This is a genomic window from Microcoleus sp. S36b_A4 (assembly GCF_036700645.1).
Classification (GTDB): Bacteria; Cyanobacteriota; Cyanobacteriia; order Cyanobacteriales; family Microcoleaceae; genus Microcoleus.
The window spans coordinates 1-1,779 of sequence record NZ_JAUBPI010000210.1; the positions used below are offsets into that span (position 1 = coordinate 1).

Sequence of the window (1,779 nt, forward strand, 5' to 3'; positions counted from 1 at the left end):
GCTCTACCATAGGACTGGCAATGCTTTTGGGGTGTGTTACTGCTTATACTACCACGAGAGTGACAAAAGAGGGCTAATTTCGATCGCCCTCAACCCTCAAAACTATTTGATGCTATGTGGGACACAATTGCCGCGCACATCTGTGAAACAACCGGAGAAACATTTTTGATCGACAATCGCCGTTCCGTAAGCGGTGGCTGCATCAATCAAGGCTATTATATCAGCAGCAGTTCCGGCACTTACTTCGTGAAAATCAATCAAGCTTCCCAAGTCTCGATGTTTGAAGCTGAAGCGCTGGGGTTGCAGCAAATGGGGAAAACCCAGACGATTCGAGTACCTGAGCCGATTTGCTGGGGAACTGAGGGGAATTCAGCTTATATTGTGGTGGAATGGCTGGATTTGGGAAGTCGCGGGGGCGATCAAAGTTGGGAAGAAATGGGGCGAAAACTCGCGGAAATGCACAAATACACATCCCCCAACTCCCCCTTGCTAAGGGGGGGAGAAGAGCCTAATTCGGGCTTGTTCAGGGGTGGTTTTGGGTGGGATATTAATAATACGATCGGCTCAACTATACAAATTAATAATTGGACGGCCAATTGGGCAGAATTTTGGGCAGAACAGCGGATTGGTTATCAGTTTAAATTGGCTAGGCGTCGGGGTGGTCATTTTCCCCAAGGGGAACGTTTATTAAAGGTAATTCCTGAGTTGTTAGCAGGTTACGAACCTCAACCTTCCCTAGTTCACGGGGATTTGTGGGGGGGAAATGCGGGGGTGACATCTGCGGGGGAACCAGTGATTTTTGACCCGGCGGCATATTTTGGAGATAGAGAAGTTGATCTTGCGATGACTGAGCTATTTGGTGGATTTCCGGCGCAGTTTTACCGGGGATACAATCAGGTTTGGCCTTTGGATTCAGGGTATGAAGAACGCAAAACTCTTTATAATCTGTATCACATTTTAAATCATTTTAATTTGTTTGGTGGGAGTTACGAGTCCCAGGCCAATCAAATGATTAATCGAATTTTTGGTAGTTAGGGCTTGCTGAATAATGAGCTAAAAGGTTTATAAGGTTTATATAGCAAGGCTTAGGGGATAGGGCAATCGAACAGATCGTGCAACAAATACCTCAAGGGGTCACAACAAGGCTACAAAGCACTCTGGAGCAAGGATAAAGCATGAAGCCCTTGTTGAAAATTGATGAGTCGTTTGTGGGGTTTGAGATTCATCAGTACGGCGGCTAAATCCGACCAATTCTGGAAAGATTGACCCCAATCGGGAGCGTGCAATCCCATCCAAAAAGTGCTATAGCGTTCGGTTGAACGTCCGGTTTCAGTGGGACGACAAATATACTCAGCAACAGTTCGATGCTGTAAAGAAGCACCTTGTAAAGTGGCTAGAGTATAAGCGATAGAAATGACTAAAACGAGCGCCATTAACCGCCGCTGGTTGACTTTTGTATTTTCCAGATTATAGCCTCCGGTTTTTAAATCTCGAAACATTGTTTCGATGCCCCATCGAGCGGCATAAACGGAAAGAGTCCGAGGTAAACTTTTCAAACTGGTCAGAATATACCAAGGTTCTTTTGGACCTCTACCTCGATATTTTCGTTTCCAGTACGCCGCTAAATTAAAGTCTCCAAGCTGATGAGCTTTTGTACAATAAATATTGGCATAAAATCGGGAGTTTCCCGGTTTAATATTTAAGGAATTAAAAATAAATAACTTAATGAATTACTCAGGTTGGGGTACGGCTCGATAATTCCATTTGGGCAAATATTCG

Annotated in this window: 2 protein-coding genes; one reads left to right on the forward strand and one right to left on the reverse strand. The window is 44.7% G+C overall.

The features are described from left to right. Window positions 1–114 precede the first annotated feature (114 nt). The gene (locus QUA03_RS28810) at window positions 115–1,035 is read left to right on the forward strand and encodes a fructosamine kinase family protein (RefSeq protein ID WP_333217135.1); all 921 of its coding nucleotides are present in this window, start codon (window positions 115–117) and stop codon (window positions 1,033–1,035) included. Between the two features lie 110 nt (window positions 1,036–1,145). Here the strand turns inward: QUA03_RS28810 and QUA03_RS28815 are convergent, their stop codons facing one another. Further along, a complete protein-coding gene (locus QUA03_RS28815; protein WP_333217137.1) occupies window positions 1,146–1,499 on the reverse strand; it encodes a hypothetical protein in 354 nt (117 codons plus the stop codon). Window positions 1,500–1,779: the final 280 nt, after the last annotated feature.